General features: G+C 71.8%; 19 protein-coding genes. 16 read left to right on the forward strand and 3 right to left on the reverse strand.

The features are described from left to right. Positions 1-6 precede the first annotated feature (6 nt). The 6 genes from folB (at position 7) to WA640_RS25870 (ending at position 4537) form a co-directional block, all read left to right on the forward strand. Positions 7-372 carry a dihydroneopterin aldolase gene (folB, locus tag WA640_RS25845; protein ID WP_106364194.1) on the forward strand — a complete coding sequence of 122 codons (366 nt, stop codon included), beginning with the start codon at positions 7-9 and terminating at the stop codon, positions 370-372. Further along, positions 369-890: a 2-amino-4-hydroxy-6-hydroxymethyldihydropteridine diphosphokinase gene (gene folK, locus WA640_RS25850; protein ID WP_335991732.1), complete on the forward strand. Its 522-nt coding sequence runs from the start codon at positions 369-371 to the stop codon at positions 888-890. The genes folB and folK overlap by 4 nt, the downstream gene beginning before the upstream one ends. Next, a complete protein-coding gene (locus WA640_RS25855; protein WP_106364192.1) occupies positions 883-1437 on the forward strand; it encodes a DUF3180 domain-containing protein in 555 nt (184 codons plus the stop codon). Before folK ends, WA640_RS25855 begins: the two co-directional genes overlap by 8 nt. A gap of 75 nt (positions 1438-1512) precedes the next feature. Next, entirely contained in the window at positions 1513-2787 is a 1275-nt protein-coding gene (locus WA640_RS25860) for a hypothetical protein (RefSeq protein WP_335991733.1), read from the forward strand. A 36-nt stretch (positions 2788-2823) separates the two neighbouring features. Next, positions 2824-4134 carry a hypothetical protein gene (locus tag WA640_RS25865; protein ID WP_335991734.1) on the forward strand — a complete coding sequence of 437 codons (1311 nt, stop codon included), beginning with the start codon at positions 2824-2826 and terminating at the stop codon, positions 4132-4134. Positions 4135-4207: 73 nt separating this feature from the next. After that, the gene (locus tag WA640_RS25870; RefSeq protein WP_106364186.1) at positions 4208-4537 is read left to right on the forward strand and encodes a nucleoside triphosphate pyrophosphohydrolase family protein; all 330 of its coding nucleotides are present in this window, start codon (positions 4208-4210) and stop codon (positions 4535-4537) included. Here the strand turns inward: WA640_RS25870 and WA640_RS25875 are convergent, their stop codons facing one another. After that, positions 4538-5323 carry a DeoR/GlpR family DNA-binding transcription regulator gene (locus WA640_RS25875; protein ID WP_106364185.1) on the reverse strand — a complete coding sequence of 262 codons (786 nt, stop codon included), beginning with the start codon at positions 5321-5323 and terminating at the stop codon, positions 4538-4540. It abuts the gene before it with no gap. A gap of 188 nt (positions 5324-5511) precedes the next feature. Between WA640_RS25875 and WA640_RS25880 the strand changes: the two genes are divergently transcribed. Beyond that, on the forward strand, positions 5512-6630 hold the full coding sequence (locus WA640_RS25880) for an N-acetylglucosamine-6-phosphate deacetylase (protein ID WP_442904834.1): 1119 nt from the start codon (positions 5512-5514) through the stop codon (positions 6628-6630). A 60-nt stretch (positions 6631-6690) separates the two neighbouring features. Here the strand turns inward: WA640_RS25880 and WA640_RS25885 are convergent, their stop codons facing one another. Then, the gene (locus WA640_RS25885; RefSeq protein WP_335991737.1) at positions 6691-7317 is read right to left on the reverse strand and encodes a DUF4190 domain-containing protein; all 627 of its coding nucleotides are present in this window, start codon (positions 7315-7317) and stop codon (positions 6691-6693) included. A 508-nt stretch (positions 7318-7825) separates the two neighbouring features. On the opposite strand from WA640_RS25885, the gene WA640_RS25890 reads away from it, so the two are divergent. Both WA640_RS25890 and WA640_RS25895 read left to right on the forward strand, forming a co-directional pair. Then, entirely contained in the window at positions 7826-8698 is an 873-nt protein-coding gene (locus WA640_RS25890; RefSeq protein ID WP_335991739.1) for an RDD family protein, read from the forward strand. Further along, positions 8695-9750, forward strand: a complete 1056-nt coding sequence (locus WA640_RS25895; protein WP_335991741.1) for a histidinol-phosphate transaminase — start codon at positions 8695-8697, stop codon at positions 9748-9750. Before WA640_RS25890 ends, WA640_RS25895 begins: the two co-directional genes overlap by 4 nt. Before the next feature lie 42 nt (positions 9751-9792). Here the strand turns inward: WA640_RS25895 and WA640_RS25900 are convergent, their stop codons facing one another. Further along, the gene (locus WA640_RS25900) at positions 9793-10134 is read right to left on the reverse strand and encodes a helix-turn-helix domain-containing protein (RefSeq protein WP_335991742.1); all 342 of its coding nucleotides are present in this window, start codon (positions 10132-10134) and stop codon (positions 9793-9795) included. Between the two features lie 217 nt (positions 10135-10351). On the opposite strand from WA640_RS25900, the gene WA640_RS25905 reads away from it, so the two are divergent. The 7 genes from WA640_RS25905 to pknB all read left to right on the forward strand — a co-directional run bounded on the left by WA640_RS25905 (position 10352) and on the right by pknB (position 20022). Then, positions 10352-11086 carry an FhaA domain-containing protein gene (locus tag WA640_RS25905; protein ID WP_106364180.1) on the forward strand — a complete coding sequence of 245 codons (735 nt, stop codon included), beginning with the start codon at positions 10352-10354 and terminating at the stop codon, positions 11084-11086. Between the two features lie 187 nt (positions 11087-11273). Then, entirely contained in the window at positions 11274-11756 is a 483-nt protein-coding gene (locus WA640_RS25910) for an FHA domain-containing protein FhaB/FipA (RefSeq protein WP_335991744.1), read from the forward strand. A 70-nt stretch (positions 11757-11826) separates the two neighbouring features. Continuing rightward, complete coding sequence (locus tag WA640_RS25915; protein ID WP_335991745.1) at positions 11827-13107, forward strand: PP2C family protein-serine/threonine phosphatase; 1281 nt, start codon at positions 11827-11829, stop codon at positions 13105-13107. A 78-nt stretch (positions 13108-13185) separates the two neighbouring features. Beyond that, positions 13186-15114, forward strand: coding sequence for an FtsW/RodA/SpoVE family cell cycle protein (locus WA640_RS25920; RefSeq protein WP_335991746.1), 1929 nt, complete (start codon positions 13186-13188; stop codon positions 15112-15114). After that, positions 15111-16577: a penicillin-binding transpeptidase domain-containing protein gene (locus WA640_RS25925; RefSeq protein ID WP_335991747.1), complete on the forward strand. Its 1467-nt coding sequence runs from the start codon at positions 15111-15113 to the stop codon at positions 16575-16577. Before WA640_RS25920 ends, WA640_RS25925 begins: the two co-directional genes overlap by 4 nt. A gap of 192 nt (positions 16578-16769) precedes the next feature. Then, the gene (locus WA640_RS25930; protein WP_335991749.1) at positions 16770-18053 is read left to right on the forward strand and encodes a serine/threonine-protein kinase; all 1284 of its coding nucleotides are present in this window, start codon (positions 16770-16772) and stop codon (positions 18051-18053) included. A 70-nt stretch (positions 18054-18123) separates the two neighbouring features. Then, complete coding sequence (gene pknB, locus WA640_RS25935) at positions 18124-20022, forward strand: Stk1 family PASTA domain-containing Ser/Thr kinase (RefSeq protein WP_335991750.1); 1899 nt, start codon at positions 18124-18126, stop codon at positions 20020-20022. Positions 20023-20242 lie beyond the last annotated feature (220 nt).

Genomic DNA, 20242 nt, shown 5'->3' on the forward strand with positions numbered 1-20242 from the left:
GGGCGCGTGGAAACCGACCTGATCACCCTGACCGGCCTGCGCGTCCACGGGCGCCACGGCGTCTTCGACTTCGAGCGGGACGCCGGGCAGGACTTCGTCATCGACGTCGCCCTCCGCACCTCCACCGCCGCGGCCGCGGCCACCGACGACCTCAAGCACACCGTCGACTACGGCGCCCTCGCCGACGCGCTCGCCGCCATCGTCGCGGGCGAGCCCGTCAACCTCATCGAGACGCTCGCCGAGCGGCTCGCGGACGCCTGCACCGCCCTCGACGGCGTCAGCTCCGCCCGAGTGACCGTCCACAAGCCCCAGGCGCCGATCGCGCAGCAGTTCGCCGACGTCGCCGTCACCATCGAGCGGAGCGCGCCATGAGCAGGGTCGTCTTCAGCATGGGCTCCAACCTGGGCGACCGCGAGGCCGCGCTGCGGTCCGCCATCGCCGCCGTGGCGCCGACCGCGGTCTCCGACGTCTACGAGACGCCCCCGTGGGGCGGCGACGACGAGCAGCCCGCGTACTACAACATCGCCGTCATCGCCGAGGACCCCGATCGCACCGCCCACGACTGGCTCGAACTCGGCCAGCGCCTCGAAGCCGAAGCGGGGCGCGTCCGCGACCCCGAGCGGCCCTACGGGCCCCGGACCCTCGACGTCGACCTCGTCGCCGTATGGGACGAATCGGGCGCCGTCCACTCCGAGGAGCCGCGCCTCCTGCTGCCGCACCCGCTCGCGCACCTGCGGGCGTTCGTGCTGGTCCCGTGGTTCGCGGTGGACCGGGACGCGGAGCTGCCCGGGAAGGGCCGGGTGAGGGACCTGCTACGGGACGCCACCGTCGCGGCGGACGCGCGCGCACTGCGCCGTCTCCACCCGATATGGTCGAAGCATCATGAGTGACGGGAAGCACGGTCCGCAGCCGAGCCTCAGGCCGACGGCGGCGTCCACCATCGCGGTGGCTGCCCTGGTCGGGGCGGCCCTGACCCTGCTCCTCGTCGCCCGCTACTACCAGCAGGCCCCCGACCTGAACTGGTACAACTCCGCGGTGATCCTCGCTCTGGCCGCGCTCGTCGCGTGGCTGGCGTGGACCACCCGGAAGGCGCTGCGCCCCAGCGGGAAGCGGCTCCAGGAGGCTTCGCTCGACGGGAAGGCGCCGTCAGGCGCCGGGCGGCTCGACGGTCCGGAGCACGCGCTCCAGATCGCCCGCTTCGCCGTGCTCGGCAAGGCCGCCTCGATCGCCGGGGCCGCGTTCTTCGGCGCGTACCTGGGGTTCACGGTGTGGCTGGCGGTCCAGGCAGGACGCCTCACCGCCGCCGCGGACGACCTTCCCATGGCGGTGCTCGGCACCGTCGCGTGCGCGCTCCTCACCGCCGCCGCCGTCTGGCTGGAGCACTCCTGCCGCATCCCCCCGCAGGACCGCGACGAGGACCGCCGCGACCGACCCTGACCCGTCCCCCTTCGACCCGATGCTGGACCCATCCCCCCATATCCCCAATATTTCGCGCGTTTAGAGGTGCGCCCCATGAAATTCGACTCCCCATCCCAAGAGCGCGACTCCACCACGCAGATGAGCGCCGTGTCAGAGGGCGGAGGCGAGGCCTCCGCCGACCGCATGGCGGTCCACGTGGTCTGGGAGATCGGCCTGCTGCTCCTCGGCGGCGGCGTCCTGTTCGCCCTCTCCCGCTCCACCGCCGGACCGTTCGCCGACGGCGGCTGGTCGGCGTTCGGCGCGGCGCTCGCGCCCGCGATCATGCTGGCCTGCGCCATGTCCGTGTCCTTGCGCGTCGGCGCCGTGAACCTCGCGGTCGGTCCGATCGCGCTGCTGTCGGGGTGGCTGTTCGTCGACGCCTCCGGCTCCGGTTCGGCGATGGCCCTGGCGTTCGGCCTCGGCGCGGCCGCGTTCACCGGGATCGTCCTGGCGACGCTGACGGCGTGGCTGCGCGCGCCCGGCTGGGCCGCGAGCGGCGCCGTGGGCGGCGCGATCGGCCTGTGGGCCGGGACGCAGGGCGACCCCGGCGCGTTCTCGCTGTCGGAGCTCCCGACGACGGGGGTGCTCGCGGCGCTCGCGGGCGCGGCGGGCATCTCGCTGTTCCTGGGCCTGGTCGGCGCGTTCGCGGGCGTGCGCTCGCGGCTGGCGCCGATCCGCGACACGCCCGCGGGCGAGCGGCACGGCCGCGGCGGCCTGGTGTTCCTGGGCCTGCTCGTCTCCTCCTCGCTGGCGGGCGCGGCCGGCGTCGTGGCCGCGTGGACGTCGGTCCCCGACGCGGGCGCGGCCGGGCTGCCGGACCCGATCCTGCTGACGGTGCTCGCTTTGGGCGCGGCGCTGCTGGGCGGGACGAGCCTGGTGGGGCGGCGCGGCGGCGTGTGCGGAACGGTGTTCGCCGCGCTGCTCGTGCTGGCCCTGATGTGGTTGGCCGAGGCGCGCGGCTGGGGCTTCGACCCGAGCTGGATCGCGTTGAGCGCCATCGTGGCCGGGTTCCTGGTGACGCGGCTCGTGGAGGCCATGAACCAGGTCGACGAGAACGAGGCGGCCTCGACGTCCCGCGCGGGTTCGGTCGACGACCTGCGCGAGGACGACCCGCGGGACACCGGCTCCTACGAGCGTTACGACGACGACCTCGCGGACCTCGGGTCCGGCGGCGAGTCGTGGTCGACGTCCACGGGCGGCATCCGCACCAACACGACCGGCGGGATCCCGAAGCAGCCCGCCGACCCGTTCGGCGCGTCCGGGGCCTTCGACGACCTGCGCGACGGCTACGGGAACCGCTACGACAACGACCGCCGCTACGGCCGCTGACCACCGCCCTCCATCCCCCCATAGAGGACAGACGACATGACGTACGTACCATCCGACCGCGACGACGACATCATCCTGGACCAGACGCAGCGCCTCGACACCACGCCGGCGCCCGCCTTCCCGGCCGTCGGCAACGGCGTCGACGCCCAGAGCGCCCAGCCCGTCGACCCGTTCGCGGGCCGCCCCGCGGTCACCGTCGGCTACGCCGACGCCGCCCCCGCCCCGCGCGACCGCACGGTCTTCCAGTTCGTGTGGGAGGCGATCCTGCTGCTGCTGACCCTGAACGCGCTGTTCCTGGTCTACCAGCGGCAGGACGAGATCTTCGGCGGCGACGCCACCATGGACACCCTCGGGACCCATTTCGCGACGCTCACCTCGCTGCTGCTGATCGCGACCGGGTTCGGCCTGACGCTGCGCCTGGGCGCGGTGAACCTCGCCGTCCCGGCCATGCCGATGCTCGCGCTCATGCTGCCGTCGCTGTTCGTGGGCTCGAACCCGCTGGTGGGCCTGGCCTACACCGCGGGCGCGGCGCTGGCGCTCGCGATCGTGTTCACGGTGCTCACCGTGGTCTTCCGCGTCCCGCCGTGGCTCGCGGGCCTCGCCTCGCTCGTGGTCCTCGCCGGGTCCTTCCAGGCGTTCACCGAGCTCGCCGAACTCGTCGGCGCCACCGACGGCGGCACCTGGTCCAACCCCGGCGACCTGTGGGTGCTCCTCGGCGCGGCCGCGCTCGCGGTCGCGGGCGGCCTCCTCGGCCTGGTGCCCGCGGTGCGCGACCGGTTCAGCAAGGTCAAGGGCGCCGCGGACGGCACGGGCGACCGCGACGCCGCGTCGGTGTTCATGCTGCTCGGCGGGAACCTGCTCGCGCTGCTCCTCGCCGCTCTGGCCGGGTTCCTCCCGGTGGTCTTCGCGGGCGGCCCGGAGGGGGTCCAGTGGACCGCGACCTCCCCGTTCACCCTCGGCATGCTGTCGGGCCTTGACCTGACCCCGTTCGCGCTGATCGCGGTCCTCCTGGCGGGCACGAGCCCGTGGGGCCGCCGCGGTCCCGTCTTCGGCACCGTCCTCGCCACGGTCGCCGTGTGGGCGCTCCTCCTGGTGTGGTCCAGCCTCACCGGCCCGGCCTCCGACCCCGAGCTGTTCCAGAGCTGGACCGGCGCCCTCTACGCGGCCCTGCTCCTCCTCGGCCTCTTCGTCGCCTTCGGCCTCGACCGCCTCGGCCGCCCCAAGGACCCGACCCCCGACGACGACACCGCCGCCACCACCGAACTCCCCGCCAACACCGACCCCACCGACCCCGGCACCGGCCTCTTCGACCCGAGCCTCCAGGACTCCGCGACCGCGAACAGGTAAGCGGGACAAGGCGAACGGCCCGGGCGCGATGCGCCCGGGCCGCTGCCGTCCCCGGGCGCTTACGATCGCTCGCATGGATATGGACGAGTATCAGAAGGCGGCGCTGCGGACGGCTGCGACGAGGGACAAGCCGAATGAGGTGTTCCACCTGCTGCTCGGGCTGGTGGGGGAGACCGGGGAGATCGCGGAGAAGGCGAAGAAGGTCATCCGGGATGAGGGGAGCGACTTCTCGCGGTGGGACCGGGAGGACTTGAAGAAGGAGCTGGGGGACACGCTGTGGTACCTCGCGGTGCTCGCCGACCACTTCGGCCTGTCGCTGGGGGAGGTCGCCGAGCACAACATCGCGAAGCTCGCCGACCGGCAGCGGCGCGGGGTGCTCGGCGGGAGCGGGGACGACCGGTGATCAGACGACGATGACGCGGATGCCCGCCTCCTCGAAGCCGCGGAGCTGCTCGGGCGGGGCGTTGCCGTCAGTGACGAGGGTGTGGACGCGGTCGGTGGGGCAGATGCGGGCGAAGGCGTGGCCGCCGATCTTGGAGCCGTCCGCGATGACCACGACTTTGCGGGCGCGGGCGGCCATGAGGGCGTTGATCGCGGCCTCGCCCTCGTGGTGGCTGGTCGCGCCGAGCTTCATGTCGATGGCGTCGACGCCGAGGAACGCGATGTCGAGCGTGATCTCCCGCAGGATCGGGGCCGCGAGCGGGCCGATCAGCTCGTAGGACTGGGGCCGCACGACGCCGCCGACGACCACCACCTTGAGGTGCGGACGCACGATGAGCTCGTTGGCGATGTTGAGCGCGTTCGTGACGATCGTCAGCCCGGTCGAGCCGGGCGTGGCGACCAGGTCGGTGCGCATGGCGAGGGACCGGGCGACCTCGGTGATCGTGGTGCCGCCGTTGAGGGCGATGACCTGGCCGGGGCTGACCAGGCCCGCCGCGGCGGTGCCGATGCGGTGCTTCTCCTCCACGTGCCGGGCGGTCTTGTAGCGCAGAGGAAGGTCGTAGGAGATGCCGCCCGCGACGGCGCCGCCGCGGGTGCGGGTGATCATCTGCTGCTGCGAGAGCTGGTCGAAGTCGCGCCGGATCGTCGCCTGCGAGACGCCGAGCCGCTCGGCCGCCTCCTCCACGGTGATGCGTCCGGTCTCTGCGAGGATCTCCAGCAGGGTGTTCCACCGGGCGTAGCGGTCCACGTCGCTCCTTGGAAGTACTGGGCTGGGACAGCGGCGGGCCGCCGCTGCCTGCACGATAGTGTTCGAAGTATGCTCTGGGGCGCTCGGGCCGTGCTCAAGCCGTGCTCGTGCGCTCACGATCATTGTGCCGCACCGGGGTGGGCCGACACACGCCGGATCGATTGGAAGGAGCGCCGGTGGACGGCGTCATGCTGCCGGCCGTGGGCCGGATCGTCACCCCCGACGGCGTGGTCAACGGGACCCTCGTCGTCGAGGGCGACCGCTTCGAAGGCATCCTGGAGCGGGACGGCGAGCCCACGGGCTGGGTCCTCCCCGGCTTCGTCGACGCCCACTGCCACGGCGGCGGCGGGTTCTCGCTCGCGAACGGCGACGCCGACTCCGCGCGCGCCGCGGCCGCGTTCCACGCCTCCCGCGGCACCACCACGCTCGTCGCGTCCCTGGTCTCGCAGACCCACGGGTTCCTCCTGGACGCCACGAAGGCCCTGACCCCGCTCGTCGCCGAAGGCGTCCTCGCCGGAGTCCACTACGAGGGCCCCTACATCTCCGCGTCCAAGTGCGGCGCCCACGCCAAGGAGGTCCTGCGCGACCCCGACATCGCGGAGCTGACCGAGCTCATCGAGGCCGGGCGCCTCGACGACGGCGCCAGCGCCGTCAAGATGGTCACGATCGCGCCCGAGCTCGAAGGGGCCCTGGAGGCCATCGAGTTCCTCGACGGCCTCGGCGTCGTGCCCGCGATCGGCCACACCGACGCCTCCTACGAAGAGACCCTCGCGGGCATCGACGCGGGCGCGCAGGCCGCCACGCACCTGTTCAACGCCATGCGCGCGTTCAACCACCGCGACCCCGGCCCGATCCCGGCGCTCATGAACGACGAGCGGATCCTCTCCGAGGTCATCGCCGACCCCGTGCACCTGCACCCGGGCGCGATGCGGTTCGCGTTCGACCTGTCGCTGCCGGCGTGGACGCTCCTGGTGTCCGACGCGATGGACGCCGCCGGGCTCGCCGACGGCCACTACGTGCTCGGCCGCCACGAGGTCGAGGTCAAGGACGGCACCGCCACCGTCGCCGGGACCGACATCATCGCGGGCTCGACGATCACGCTCCTCGACGCGTTCCGCAACGCGGTCCGCCTGGGCGGGCAGTCCGTCGAGGCCGCCTCGCAGATGGCGTCGGCGACGCCCGCGGAGCTGCTGGGCCTGCGCGAGGTCGGCGCGATCGAGACCGGGAAGTACGCCGACGCGGTCGTCCTCGACGACGACCTGAACCTGGTGTCGGTCATGCGCCGCGGCGCCTGGCTCCAGGTCTGACGAAGACAGAGGAAAGGGCCGGGAGCGGATCGCTCCCGGCTCTTTCACATTGGGCTGCAACTACATCGGCGCCGTGTTGTACATCGAGGTGCTGGCGCTGCCGAAGATTACGATCCAGATCAGGCAGAACGTGAAGAACGAGACGATGCCGAGCACGAGCCCCGCGATCGCGAACTTCTTGTTCGTCGCCTGCCCCTTGTTCGCCCGCGACCAGCCGATCGCCCCGAACACGATCGCCAGCACGCCCAGCGGCCACACGAACCAGTTGACGCCCGGCACGAACGACAGCACGACCGCGATGATCCCGCAGACCAGCGCCGCCTTCCCGAGCCCGTTGCGCGGCTGGCCGCCGATCGCGCCCTCCGCGTTGTAGGCGGGCGGTGGCGGTGGCGGCGGCGGGACCGAGCCGCCGCCGGAGTACGGCGTGTACCCCGCACCGGGCGGCGGTGGCGCGGGCGGGATCCCGGCCGGGCCGGGCGGCGGCGGGGCGGGCGGCAGGTTCGGGTCCGGCGACGGCGGGACGCCGGACGGGTCCGAGCCGGGGGAGGGCGGCCGCGGGTCGCCGTCGGTGTTGCCGGTGAACGGCTCCTGGCCGGGCGAGCCCTCGGCGTTCGGGCTCCAGTACCCCCCGTCGTCCTTGGGCCGCTCGGGTTCGGGCGGGTCGGAGGCCGGCGGGTAGGTGGTCATGGTGCCCTCCTCGGCTCGGGTGCGCGCGCGGCGCCGATGCCCCGCAAGGTAACGCAAACCTCACTCGTCGTGTGCCGAATCAGGGGAACCGGCCAGGGGCCCTCGTCGATTCGAGAACTCCGTTCGGATTTTTTGGGGTTAGGGGTTTACTACCCGTCAGTAGACGAGTAGAAATGAGTTACGGATCCGGAAGGACTTCCCGGGGACACGGTCTCCAGAGATCGGAAGGATTCGTGCACCGCCGCCGAGCACCCACGTGCGACCTGAGCCGTCGGGAGGCACAGCGGGTCCAGCGCCTAGGAGCAGGACGCCGCTATAAAAGACTTCACGCTTGGTAACTCGGTCGGAAGTGCTGAAAGTTGCGTGCGGCCCAGTCGAGGCTATTGACCGACTGGGCCGTGTCGTTTGCCCGCCAAGCGGTCCCGCCCCCTCTCCGGTGTCCCTTTCCCAGCGACCTGTGTCCGAACTGACTGGGAACCTTCAGCCGCGGCTGCAAGAATGGGCCACGATGACCACGATCGAACCCGGCTGGTACGCCGACCCCGCCGACCCGTCCACCCAGCGCTACTGGGACGGCTCCGCCTGGGTCGGGAAGCCGATCCCCGCGGGCGCCGAGCCGCCCGCCGAACCCGAACCGGTCGACCCAGAGCCGGAGCCCCTCCCACCGACAACAATCCACGATGGACCCCGCGAGCGCGGGGTCCAGGAACTCCCGCCGGACCCGCGCTTCGGATCGGGCCCGCCCCCGAAGGTGATCCAGCGGACGCCCGGCGCGGTCCAGCCGCCCGGGACGATCCCCATCCGGTCCCTCGGCGTCACCGTCGGCTGGATCTCCCGGATCGACGTCGACCGCATCCTCGAAGGCCGCGTCCTCGCCCACCCCGGGCAGCGGTTCGTGGCCCGCATCGTCGACACGATCGCGCTCATCGCGCTGAACGCGGTCGTCAACGGCTACTTCATCTACCAGTTCATGCAGACGGTCTGGCCGTACGTGCTGGAGATGGCCGCCGCCGACGACCCCAACGACGTGCAGCTGCCCGCCCGCGCCTCCGACCAGTGGTGGGTGGTCCTGCTCATCTCGCTCGGCCTGTGGTTCGCGTACGAGGTCCCCGCGACCCTCAACTCCGGGCAGACCCTCGGCAAGCGCCTCATGGGCATCAAGGTCGTCTCGCTCGCGCCCGCCGGGCTCGGCTGGGGGCGGCTGCTGCTGCGCTGGTCGTACGCGGCCCTGCCGCTGCTGTGCTTCCCGTTCGGCGCGATCCTCTGGGTCATGGACGGGATATGGTGCATCCGAGACCAACCCTTCCGTCAATGCCTCCACGACAAGTCGCCGGGAACGGCCGTCGTCGAGGCGGGACCCCAAAAGGAGCCCGCAGCATGACCGAACCGATCCGCGACGACCTCGCGGCGATTCCCCGCTACGTCCCCGGCAAGGCGCTCCCCGACGCGCTCAAGCTCTCCAGCAACGAGGTCCCGTACGGGCCGCTCCCCGGGGTCGCCGACGCGATCGCCGACGCGGCCGCGAACGTGCACCGCTACCCCGACATGGGCGTGACGCTGCTGCGCGACGAGCTGTCGAAGCGCCTCGGCGTCGAGGCCGAGCGGATCGCCACCGGCACCGGATCGGTGGCCCTCATCGGCCACCTCCTCCAGTCGATCGCGAGCCCGGGGAGCGAGGTCGTCTACTCGTGGCGGTCCTTCGAGGCGTATCCCATCGCCGCGACTGTGGCGGGGCTGAAGTCCGTCCAGGTGCCGAACACCGCCGAGCACGGGCACGACGTGGACGCGATGATCGCGGCCGTCGGGCCCCGCACGCGGGCGGTCATCCTGTGCACCCCGAACAACCCGACCGGCCCGGCGCTGAGCGCCGAGGAGATCGACCGGGTCTTCGCGGAGGTGCCGGAGTCGGTGCTCGTCGTGCTCGACGAGGCGTACCGGGAGTTCGTGACCGACCCGCTGCTGCCGGACGGGATCGAGCGGTACGGGGACCGGCCGAACGCGGTCGTGTTCCGCACGTTCTCGAAGGCGTGGGGCCTCGCGGGCCTGCGGATCGGCTACATGATCGCGCGGCCCGACGTGGCGGACGCGGTGCGGCGCTGCGTGATCCCGTTCGCGGTCAACGGACCCGGCCAGGCGGCGGCGCTCGCGGCGCTGGCTGCCGAGGACGAGATGCGGCGCCGGGTCGCGCTGGTGACCTCCGAGCGCAAGCGGGTCGTCACGGCCGCAAGGGAACTGGTGCCCGACGTGCCGGAGACGCAGGCGAACTTCTTCTGGCTGCCGCTGGGGGAGCGCGCGGTCGAGTTCGCGGCGCACTGCGAGGCGCGCGGCATCCTGGTGCGGCCCTTCGCGGGCGACGGCGTGCGGGTGACCGTCGGCCTGCCCGAGGACAACGACGCGATCCTTGAGGCGCTGCGGTCGTTCGTCAAGGAGTGACGTGCACTGATCCGGGCGCCCCACCGGCGCCCGGAGCCGGTGCTAGCGGGCGGTGCGCTCGTTCTGGTCGCAGAAGGCCTCGTACATCTCGGTGAGGGTCTGCTTCTGGCGGGCGGTGAGCTCGCGGTCGGTGGCGATCGCCAGGGGCGTCGCGGAGCCGCCGTCCTCGCCGCTGCCGACGGAGGCGCGGAGGTACATGATCGGGGTGGTCATGCGCAGGGCCAGCGCGAGCTGGCGGAGGACCGCGCCGGAGGGGCGGCGGACGCCGCGCTCGCCCTGGAGGTAGGGGTTCGAGACCCCGGCGGAGTCGGAGAGCTCGCGGAACGAGACGTGGGCGCGTTTGCGCACGTCCCGGACGAATGAGCTGAAGTCGCGATCTGTCACCCGCGTCACCATACGCGCCTCGTCCCGCCGCCGCCACCGACCCCTGCCTGACCTTCCCGACATTCGGTACTACCGGCCGACACGGGGCTCACCCGATCAGACGATATGAAAGCGACTCGCGAGGCGGTTGCGTCTCAACCCCTCGCCGTCGCGTGAAGGCAGCCGATACCATCGGAAGTCGACGCGTAGTGCGTCCTCGCAACGCCATGACGAGGACATGACGAGGAGGGGAGAACCGGTGAGCGTTCTGCAACGCTTGGAAAAACAACTGGAGGGCCTGTTCGAGGGCACCTTCAACAAGATGTTCAAGGGCGTTGTGCACCCGGTCGAGATCGCCAGCGCCATGCAGCGCGAGGCGGAGACCCACAAGGCGGTCCTCGCCGGTGGCCGCGTGCTGGTGCCGAACCGATACGTCATCGACCTCTCGCCGCCGGACCACGACCGGCTCGCGCCGTACGCGGCCGCGCTGGCGCAGGAGCTCGCGCAGTCGCAGGCCGAGTTCATCGGCGAGAACGGCTGGACCGTCTACGGCGACGTGATCGTCGAGATCGAGCGCGGCGAGGGCCTGGACACGGGCATGTTCCGCGTGACCGCCGAGGTCGCGGCGCTGAACGAGGGCGTCGACCAGCCGGTGTCGGGCGGCGGCTACGGCCCCGCGCACCCGCAGGCCCCGACGGGCCCGGTGCTGGTGACCGCCGACGGCCGCCAGTTCACGGTCGCCCACGGCGCCACGGTGATCGGCCGCGGCGAGCAGGCGCAGATCCGCCTCCCCGACGTGGGGATCTCGCGGCGCCATGTCCGGGTGGACTTCGACGGCCGCCAGGTGTCGGTCACCGACCTCGGCTCGACGAACGGCACCCTGGTGAACGGCCAGCGGATCGCCACCGTCTCCATGCAGCCCGGCGACGTCATCCAGATCGGGACGACCTCCCTCACCCTCCAGGCGGGGTAGTCCGCGCACGAACGGCCCGCCCCGATCCTCAAGGATCGGGGCGCCGTCGTTTCCGGATATCGAGAAGCCCACGGGCCCATATAGGTAGCGGTGGGATGACCGGGCGCCTTCGGCGGCTCGCCTGCTGGGGCGCGCGCCGGTGGGCTACCGTGTCTGAGACCGTTCGTTCATCCGCTGGGAGCACCGAATGCCTGAGATAGTCCAGACCGTCGCCCGGTTCGGTTTCCTGGTGCTGCTGTGGCTGTTCGTGTTCGCGGCGGCCCGGACGATCACGCGGGACCTCCTCGCCCAGCGCCGCCCGGCCGCGGCCGGGCTGGGCGCGGGCCCGGTGTCGGCGCCGCCGGCCCCGGGGCGCGGCGCGGCCCCGCAGCAGGCGCAGGCCGCCCAGTGGCTGGTGGTGACGACCGGGGAGCTCCAGGGCCGCCGGTTCGTGCTGTCGGGGCAGCCGATCTCGATCGGGCGGGCGGCCGACTCGACGATCGTCATCCGGGACGACTTCGCGTCGAACCGGCACGCGCGCGTGCGGCCCCTGGACGGCCAGTGGGTGGTCGAGGACATGGGCTCCACGAACGGCACCTACCTCGGCCGCGCTAGAGTCACTGCACCCACGCCGGTCCCGCTCGGGGTGCCCATCCGGATCGGGCGCTCCTCCTTCGAGCTGCGCCCCTGAGACCCGAGCGAATGACGCGGCGATGTCGGCATCGATCAGCGGGCGTGCCCCGCGCTACGGCGGTTGATACATGAGTTTGCACCTGCGATACGCGGCCGTCTCCGACCGCGGAGTGGTGAGGCAAGGCAACCAGGACTCGGTGTTCGCCGGGTCCCACTTCATCGCGGTGGCCGACGGCATGGGCGGCATGGCCGCCGGTGACCTCGCCTCCGCGATCGTCATCAACACCGTGGCCCGGCTGGACGTCCCCCCGCCGCCGGACTCGGTGGTCGACGAGCTCGCGGACGCCGTCGCGGACGCCAACCGCGCGATCCGCCGCTGCGTCGCCGACGACCCGCAGAAGGAGGGCATGGGCACCACGCTCACGGCCCTGTGGTTCGACGGCGAGTGGTTCAACCTGGTGCACATCGGCGACTCGCGGGCGTACCGGCTCCGCGAGGGCGGGTTCGAGCAGGTCACCGTCGACGACACGTACGTGCAGATGCTCGTCGACGAGGGCCGCATCACCGCGGAGGAGGCCGAGCGGCACCCGCAGCGCTCGCTGCTGCTGCGCGCGCTGGGCGCCTCCGAGGTCGAGCCCGCGTTCCAGACGATCAAGGGCGTCGCCGGGGACCGGCTGCTGCTGTGCTCAGACGGGCTCTCCGGGCCCGTCTCGGACGCGGACATCGCGCGGACCCTCCAGAGCGCGGCCACGCCGCAGGAGGCCGCCGAGACGCTCGTGCAGCAGGCCCTCGACGCGGGCGCCCCCGACAACGTCACGGTGCTCATCGCCGACGTCGTCGAGGAGGACCCGGGCGAGCAGCGGCAGATCATCGGCGGTGCGGCCGCCGACCAGCGCCTCGCCGAGTCCGACACCGCGGTGCTGCGGGCCGTCAAGGACGACGGCGACGCGGGCGGCGACGAGACCGTCAACCTGCGCGCCGACGGCGCCGAGCCGTCAGAGGACGGGAAGAAGGCGAAGAAGCGCGGCCGGGTGTGGCGGACGGTCCTGTCCTGCCTCATCGTGCTGGTCCTCGCGGCCGGCGCGGGCGCGTGGTGGGCGCGCACGCAGTACTTCATCGGGGTCTCGGACGCGGGCAACATCAGCGTCTACCGGGGCCTCCCTTTTGAGGTCGCCGGGCTGCGCGCGGCCTGGCTGGACATCGAGTCCGAGCGGCCCGCCTCCGAGGCGACCGACGCGGTCGAGGCGGACTTGGAGGACGGCATCCGCGTCGGCGGCCAGACCGCCGCGGAGGAGGAGCTCGCCGAGCTGACCGACCCGTCCGCGTCCAATGCGAACCTCGACCCGCTGTGCTCCGTTTCGGACACTGAGGCGGTGCCGACCGCTTCAAAGGACTGCCGCGACGACTGAGCGTCACCGTTGTACGCTCACAGCGCAGACGGACCGGCGCGGGGGCGCCCTGATCACTTCGAGACGCTAGGGGAACCGATGGCCCAGCCCATGTCGGCCACCGCCCGGCCGGTGGCGCCGTCGGAGACGCCGCTGACGCCGCTGTCGGGAATGCCCAAGCGCATCGGCCGCGAGATCGTCATGCTCCTCATGGGCGGCATCGGGATCTTCTGCTTCCAGCTGACGATCGACATGGCGCTCGCGGGCGAGACGACGTCCGTGACGTACACGCTGCCGATCCTCATCTTCGCGGTGTCCCTGTGCGCGTGGACCGCCGTGAAGTTCCTCGCGCCCTACGCGGACCCGCTGTTCGTGCCGATCGCCGCGTTCCTCACCGGCATCGGCATCGTCTACATCCGCCGCATCGACCGGACCGCGCTGACCGACGACCCGCTCCCGCAGGACGCGGGCGTGTTCGGCGGCCAGGGCGGGAGGCAGCTCATGTACTACATGGCCGCCGTCGTGCTCATGACCGTGCTGCTCGCGGTGGTCCGCAACCACCGGATGCTCCGCGGCTACGCGTACATCCTCCTGTTCGCGGGCATCGCGTTCGCGGCGCTGCCGGGCTTCCTGCCCGCGTCCATCTCGGAGTCGGGCGGCTCGAAGAACTGGATCCGCTTCGGATCGTTCTCGGTGCAGCCCAGCGAGTTCGCGAAGCTGATGCTGCTGATCTTCTTCGCGGTGTACCTGGTGCGCAAGCGCGACATGCTGTCGGTGGCGGGGAAGAAGATCCTCGGCCTCCAGCTGCCGCGCATGAAGGACCTGGGCCCCATCGTGATCGTGTGGGCCGCGAGCCTCCTCATGCTCATCTTCGAGCGCGACCTCGGCACCTCGCTGCTGCTGTTCGCGATCTTCCTCTCGATGCTGTACATGGCGACGCGGCGCGCGTCGTGGATCCTCATCGGCCTCACCATGTTCATCGGCGGCTGCGTCGCGATCTTCCCGTTCTTCTCGCACCTCCAAGTGCGCGTGGACATCTGGCTCGACCCCTGGGACCCGGTGAAGGTCTTCGAGACGGGCACCTCCTGGCAGCTCGTGCAGGGCCTGGTGGCCCTGAACTCCGGGGGGCTGCTCGGCAACGGCCCGGGCTCGGGCAACCCGAACCTCATCCCCGCGTCCGAGTCGGACTTCATCCTCGCCGCGATCGGCGAGGAGGTCGGGCTCCTCGGGCTCACCGCGATCCTGCTGATGTACGCGATCCTCGTCGAGCGCGGCTTCAAGACCGGGATCATGTCGCGCGACCTGTTCGGGAAGCTCCTCGCGGGCGGCCTGGCGTTCCTGGTCGCGTTCCAGCTGTTCGTCGTGTTCGGCGGCGTCACCGGGCTCATCCCCATGACCGGCCAGACCACGACGTTCCTCGCCGCGGGCGGCTCCTCGCTCGTCGGCTCCTGGCTGCTCGTGGGCCTCCTGCTGCGCGTCTCCGACGACGCGCGCAAGCCCTGGCAGGCGTCCTACGGCCTCATGAAGACCGAGGCCCCGCCGGAGTTCCTCGCCGAGCAGGCCGCCAAGCGCGCCGCCGAGGAGGCCGAGAAGGCCGCCGCGGCGGGCGTCATGGACTCCGGCCCGATCCCCGGCGGCGACCAGCCCACCGAGCTCATCATCCCCGGGCACCTCCCCGGCTCCGGCGCGCCCGGACCCGGCGGCACCGTGGAGGAGGACGTCGTCTCCCCGACCCGCCAGGGCCCGTCCTCGCCTCCGGGCGGCCCGGCCGCGCCGTACTCGCCCCCGCCCGGCCCTGGCAGCCCGGCGGCCCCGTACTCGCCGCCGCCCGCAGGCCCCGGCTCGCCGCAGGGGCCCGGCACGCAGCCGTACCGGCCGCAGACGCCGCCCCCGCCGCCCGGCTCCGCCTACGGCCCGCCCGGGAGCGACCCGCAGCGGCCCCCGACGCGCCCCGCCCCCCAGACCCCGCCCCCGCCGCCGCCTTCGGCGTTCGACCCGCGAACCGAGAACAAGGAGGGCGATCGATGAACCCTGCCCTGCGACGTACGGGCATCATCGCCCTGGTCCTGCTGGCCGCCCTCATCGTCCAGTCCACGTGGGTCAGCTTCTTCCACCACGACGACTACGACCTCATCGCGGACTCGCGGACCCTCATCGCCGAGTACTCGGTGCCGCGCGGCGACATCCTCGCCGGGGACACCGTCATCGCCACCTCCGTGGAGACCGACGGCGACTTCTACGTGTACGAGCGCCAGTACCCCGAAGGCGACGCGTTCGGGAACATCACCGGCTTCAAGTCCTTCAACTACGGGTCCTCGGGCCTGGAGGAGGCCGAGAACTCGATCCTCAACGGCTCCAGCTCGCTCCTGGCGTTCGACGACTTCTGGGCCACCGTGAAGAAGGACCAGAAGCCCGGCGGGAACGTCATCACCACGATCGACCCGGCGCTCCAGCAGGCCGCGTACGACGCGCTCGCCGACTCCGGCGTCAAGGGCGGCGCCGTGGTCATCGACCCCACGACCGGGCAGATCCTCGCGCAGGCCTCCTACCCCGGCTGGAACCCCACCGACGTGTCCTCGAACGACGGCGACACCGCCACCGAGGCGTGGGCCGCGATCAACGACGACGAGGACAACCCGGCTCTCGACCGCACCCGCTCCGAGTGGTACCCGCCCGGCTCGACGTTCAAGACGATCGTCGCCGCGGCCCTCATCGAGGACATGGGCGCCGACGCCGACACGATGGTCCCCGCCGGCAACGAGTACACGGCCCCGAACACCGACCACACCATCACCAACTCCTCCGACCAGTGCCCGAACCAGGAGTACACGCTCGCGGAGGCGTTCGCGAAGTCGTGCAACACCACGTTCGCGCGGCTGTGCGTCGAGGAGCTCTCGGTCGACCAGATCACCGAGATGGCCGAGAACTTCGGGTTCGGCGAGGCGTTCGAGACGCCGCTGACGAGCCTCGCCTCGCAGACCGGCGACCTCTCCGAGGACGCGTTCCGCGCCCAGGCGTGCATCGGCCAGCAGGACGTGCGCGAGACCGTCCTCCAGAACGCGATCATCGCCGGCACCATCGCCAACGGCGGCGAGCGCATGGAGCCGCAGATCATCGCGGCCCTCACCGACTCCAAGGGCGAGACCGTCCAGAACGGCCCCGAGGACTCGGCCGGGCGCGCCATCGACGGCGACACCGCCGAGGAGCTCCAGAAGATCATGGAAGGCGTCGTCGACAACGGCACCGGCTCCAGCGCGGCGATCGACGGCTACACCGTCGGCGGGAAGACCGGCACGGCCGAGCAGTCCGCGTCGAGCGAGAACACCCTCCCCGACCACGGCTGGTTCCACGGCTGGGCGATGGACAAGGACGGCGAGCCCGCGGTGGCCGTCTGCGTGTTCCTCGACTCCTACGGCAGCGGCGCCTCCGCGAAGGCCGCCGAGATCTCCGGCAACCTGATGGAGCAAGTACTGGAAGGCAACGGAGAGTAGGGAATACGAGAAGGACACAGTTTCCTCAAGATCCCCGGAAACGGCAACCCCAAGGGCCGCCCGGACGTGGATTCTCGGAGACGGTTCGACGGCGACCGGATAACGAGCGCCCAGGTACCGGGCGACCTGCCAGTAGACTGAAGCGTCGATCCCCCCGGAGTCGATTCCGTTCCACAGAAATGAGGAGACGCCGTGTTGAGCCCCGAAATGCTCCTCGGGCAGCGCTATCGCCTGCGCGAACGCATTGCCGTGGGCGGCATGGGCGAGGTCTGGCGGGCCGAGGACACCGTCCTCGAACGCACCGTGGCCGTGAAGGCCATGCTGCCGTCCCTGCTCAGCGAGCCGGGCTTCACCCAGCGCTTCACCGCCGAGGCGAAGACCGTCGCGGCGCTCACCCACCCCCACATCGTCAACGTCCACGACTTCGGCAACGCCGACCTGCCCAGCGGCGAGACCACCGCCTACCTCGTCATGGAGTTCGTCGAGGGCAAGTCCCTCGCCGACCTCATCGCCGAGCGCGGCCGCATCGACGCCCGCGAGCTCATGCCGATCATCGCGGCCACCGCCGAAGCCCTCCACCACGCCCACGTCCACGGCGTCATCCACCGCGACATCAAGCCCGGGAACATCCTGGTGCGCGACCGCGACGGGCGCGCCGTCCTCACCGACTTCGGGATCGCCCGCTCCGGCGCCTCCGGGGACCTCACCCAGACCGGCGCGGTCATGGGCACCGCCTCCTACATCGCGCCCGAGCAGGCCGAAGGCACCGGCGTCCTGCCCGCCTCTGACATGTACTCGCTCGGCGTGGTCGCCTTCCACGGCCTCACCGGGCACCGGCCCTTCCAAGCCGAGAACCCGATCGAGCTGGCCCTGCACCACGTGCGCACCCCCGCGCCGCCGCTCCCGCAGGACATCCCGCCGGGCGTGCGCGCGTTCGTCGAGCGCTCCATGTCCAAGGACCCGCACCGGCGGTTCGCCACCGGCGACGAGATGGCCGCGTCCGCGCGCGTGGCCGTCGACGCGCCCCCGGCGACCTCCGTCATGCCGCCCGTCGGCCAGCTGCCCCGGCGCGCCGGGGTTGTCGCCATGGCCGGCCCGCCCGCGGGCGTCGCCGAGCCCGCCCCCCAGTTCCCCCCGCCCGGCCCCCCGACGACCCCTCCCGGGATCAACCTGGGAGCCCCGCAGCCCTCCGGGGCGTCCAACCCCGGACCGAACAAGACGCTGCTCGGCGTGATCGTGGGCCTGGTGGCCCTGGTCCTGGTGGGCGGTATGGTGTGGCTGGTGCTGTCCATGAACGACGACAAGGACCCCAGCGGCGGCGAGGACCCGTCGACCAGCACCTCCTCCGACGCGGAGCAGTCCGACGACGAGTCGGACCAGAGCCCCGACGACGAGACCACCCCCGAAGACGAGACGACCACCAAGGGCGGCGGCCTCGGCGACTGCCTCCCCGGGGCCAACTGCAACGACCGATAGCGGGCTTCCGGGCCTCTCGCTGCCACTAGAATCAATCCGCGATGAACGGAACACGAGGACGTAAAACGCGATGACGACAGAGCCCCGCCTGCTCGGCGGCAGATACGAGATCGGCGAGGTCATCGGCTACGGGGGGATGGCTGAAGTCCACCGTGGCCGCGACCTGCGACTCGGCCGCGACGTGGCGGTGAAGCTGCTCCGGGCCGACCTGTCGCGCGACGAGTCGTTCCTCATCCGGTTCCGCCGCGAGGCCCAGAACTCCGCGTCCCTGAACCACCCCAACATCGTCGCGGTCTTCGACACCGGCGAAGAGGCCGGCATCCCCTACATGGTGATGGAGTTCGTCAACGGCCGCACCCTGAAGGAGGTCCTCCTCGCGGAGGGCCGCTTCGACCCGGCCGCGGCCTGCGAGGTCGTCGCCGACATGTGCTCGGCCCTGGACTTCTCCCACAAGCACCACATCATCCACCGGGACGTCAAGCCCGGCAACGTGATGCTCTCCGAGACCAGCCAGGTCAAGGTCATGGACTTCGGCATCGCGCGGGCGCTCGCGTCCGGCCAGGCCACCATGACGCAGACCAGCGCCGTCATCGGCACCGCCCAGTACCTCTCGCCCGAGCAGGCGCGCGGCGAGACCGTCGACGCCCGCTCCGACGTGTACGCGGTCGGCTGCGTCCTCTACGAGCTCCTCGTGGGGCACCCGCCGTTCACCGGCGACAACCCCGTGTCCGTGGCCTACCAGCACGTGCGCGAGGAGGCCCGCCCGCCCTCGGAGCTCAACCCCGCGATCCCGGCGTCCGTCGACGCCGTGATCATGAAGGCCCTCGCGAAGAACCCCGAGAACCGGTACCACTCGGCGGGCGAGATGCGCGAGGACCTCATCCGCGCCGCCCGCGGCCAGGAGGTCATGGCCCCCGCGGTCATGGCCGCCGCCGACCGGACCGCGATCATCGACCCCGACGCGACCGCCCCGATCCGCCAGCTCCCCACCTCCAAGAGCAAGCGCCGCCCGTGGCTCATCGCCCTCGGCGTGGTCCTCGCGCTCGTCGCGGTCACCGCCGCGGCCTGGGGGATCATGCGGGCGATGAACGAGGCGGCCATGGCGACCGTGCCGGGGGTGATAGGCCTGTCCGAGCAGGACGCCTCGGACGCGATCACCGCCGAAGAGCTCGAAGTGAAGGTCGAGTACGAGACGGCGACCGACCCGAACGACACGAGCATCGACAAGGTCGTCGAACAGTCGCCGTCCCCCAACGACGAGGTCGACCAGGGCACCACGGTCACGATCACGGTCCTCCAGGCGCCCGAGAACGTGGAGGTCGCCAACGTCGTCGGCGACCAGTTCGAGGACGCGGAGGCCGAACTCAAGGGCGACAACCTCGTCGTCGAGAAGAACGAGGTCGAGGACACCGCACCCGCCGGGGAAGTCCTCAGCCAGGACCCCGCGGCGGGCGAAGAGGTTCCGCCGGGCACCACCGTGACGCTCACCGTCTCGGCCGGCGGCCAGGCCACCGTCCCCGATGTGACCGGCATGCTCGTCGACACCGCCATTGAGACGCTCCAGAACGCCGACTTCGAGTACGCGGTCGAGTACGGCACCGGCGGCACCACCGTCGGCGTCGTCTACAGCCAGAACCCGAACAGCGGCTCCACCGAGTCCAGCGGCACCACCGTCACCATCACCGCCCAGGGCGTGGTGGTCACCTGGGACGCCACCACGACGCCCCAGGCGCTCATGGACACGCTCAACGGCCTCGGGCTCTCCGCGACCATCGAGGGCGACGCCACCCTGGAGACCATCGAGTCGGTCTCCGGCGAGGACGGCCAGCTCACCAGCGGCACCGCCGTCGCCCCCGGCTCCGCGATCACCATCGTCCCGGCCGCGGACGATGGCGGCGGTGGCGGCGACGACACCACGACCAGCGAGGGCGAGACCTGCGTGCCGCCCTTCTGCGAGGAGAACGGCTAGACCGAACACTGAGGGGCCCGGTGCGAACGCACCGGGCCCTTCGTGGTTTCGTGGGAGGACGAGACGGAAGGGCCCCGGCCTGTTCGACCGGGGCCCTTCGCTTCCCTCGTACGCCGCGCTGAACCCGCCTCGGTGCTGCGCGGCCCGCGGCGGGGTCCGGTGGGACCCCGCCGCCGAGTCCTGCCCCCGGGACGAGCAGCGTTCCCGGGGGCCGGTCTTA

Source organism: Glycomyces sp. MUSA5-2 (assembly GCF_037034145.1).
GTDB classification, from domain to species: domain Bacteria; phylum Actinomycetota; class Actinomycetes; order Mycobacteriales; family Micromonosporaceae; genus Glycomyces; species Glycomyces artemisiae.

Excerpts from the sequence above, each read along its gene's own strand:
- WA640_RS25885 (WP_335991737.1), bottom strand. The coding sequence starts at position 7,317 with ATGACCACCTACCCGCCGGCCTCCGACCCGCCCGAACCCGAGCGGCCC.
- WA640_RS25860 (WP_335991733.1), top strand. The coding sequence starts at position 1,513 with ATGAAATTCGACTCCCCATCCCAAGAGCGCGACTCCACCACGCAGATG.
- pknB (WP_335991750.1), top strand. The coding sequence starts at position 18,124 with ATGACGACAGAGCCCCGCCTGCTCGGCGGCAGATACGAGATCGGCGAG.
- WA640_RS25915 (WP_335991745.1), top strand. The coding sequence starts at position 11,827 with ATGAGTTTGCACCTGCGATACGCGGCCGTCTCCGACCGCGGAGTGGTG.
- WA640_RS25920 (WP_335991746.1), top strand. The coding sequence starts at position 13,186 with ATGGCCCAGCCCATGTCGGCCACCGCCCGGCCGGTGGCGCCGTCGGAG.
- WA640_RS25910 (WP_335991744.1), top strand. The coding sequence starts at position 11,274 with ATGCCTGAGATAGTCCAGACCGTCGCCCGGTTCGGTTTCCTGGTGCTG.
- folK (WP_335991732.1), top strand. The coding sequence starts at position 369 with ATGAGCAGGGTCGTCTTCAGCATGGGCTCCAACCTGGGCGACCGCGAG.
- WA640_RS25890 (WP_335991739.1), top strand. The coding sequence starts at position 7,826 with ATGACCACGATCGAACCCGGCTGGTACGCCGACCCCGCCGACCCGTCC.
- WA640_RS25905 (WP_106364180.1), top strand. The coding sequence starts at position 10,352 with ATGACGAGGAGGGGAGAACCGGTGAGCGTTCTGCAACGCTTGGAAAAA.
- WA640_RS25925 (WP_335991747.1), top strand. The coding sequence starts at position 15,111 with ATGAACCCTGCCCTGCGACGTACGGGCATCATCGCCCTGGTCCTGCTG.
- WA640_RS25870 (WP_106364186.1), top strand. The coding sequence starts at position 4,208 with ATGGATATGGACGAGTATCAGAAGGCGGCGCTGCGGACGGCTGCGACG.
- WA640_RS25895 (WP_335991741.1), top strand. The coding sequence starts at position 8,695 with ATGACCGAACCGATCCGCGACGACCTCGCGGCGATTCCCCGCTACGTC.
- WA640_RS25855 (WP_106364192.1), top strand. The coding sequence starts at position 883 with ATGAGTGACGGGAAGCACGGTCCGCAGCCGAGCCTCAGGCCGACGGCG.
- WA640_RS25865 (WP_335991734.1), top strand. The coding sequence starts at position 2,824 with ATGACGTACGTACCATCCGACCGCGACGACGACATCATCCTGGACCAG.
- WA640_RS25880 (WP_442904834.1), top strand. The coding sequence starts at position 5,512 with ATGCTGCCGGCCGTGGGCCGGATCGTCACCCCCGACGGCGTGGTCAAC.